We start from the raw sequence: 662 nt of genomic DNA on the forward strand, positions 1-662 counted from the left end.
TGTTTCACGTATAACGCACCTTATATGGATTCACTTACGTTCATCATACTGACACCCTAGCACTTACCCGATTGTGGTTATCAGGAAGAACGTCCTCTCACGATTCTGTTCCCATTCGGCATAAAGCCAAATATCGTTACATTGTCAGACTCGCTGCTTTATTCAGAGTCTTAGGGTCATCTGGTGATACAGATGGTTCACTCTTATCGCTGTGAACAGCGCTTCATACGACCTCAGGTCGCACGGACATTTCCGTGTTAAAGCCTTAACTCTAACGCGTCTGTTTCGGATAAAAATTTCTATAGGTAACGCCGCCAACACGGGCCGAGCGATACCGAGGTCCAGCCCGCGTTTTTTGCGGGCGATGTGCTTGGCCTTGTTAATGGTTTACTCACTATGAACCACGACCATTCCGCCATCACTGTTTCTTTGCATGATTGTTCTCCCGATGTAGCACTGTGCTATTGGAGATAGTAATTCGATAAAATCAGCGATTTTTAGCATATATAGTTCCTTCTTCTTGCTGCGATCCGAGTTGAACAGAATCCCTTCGATATTATCTTTTGACTTGAAAGCGAATAAAAACGTATAGCTATGTATTATTTGATTAATAACATATGAGAACGGTTTTGTTATTTCTTGTGGCTGCTCAACTTCGTATA

General features: G+C 42.7%; 1 protein-coding gene. It reads right to left on the minus strand.

The features are described 5' to 3' along the window. Positions 1-387: 387 nt before the first annotated feature. Positions 388-662, minus strand: a 275-nt coding sequence (locus L5L97_RS22815) for a hypothetical protein (RefSeq protein WP_263184011.1), incomplete at its 5' end; no start/stop codon positions are given.

The sequence above is a fragment of the Shewanella sp. SM71 genome (genome assembly GCF_025653905.1).
GTDB lineage: Bacteria > Pseudomonadota > Gammaproteobacteria > Enterobacterales > Shewanellaceae > Shewanella > Shewanella oncorhynchi.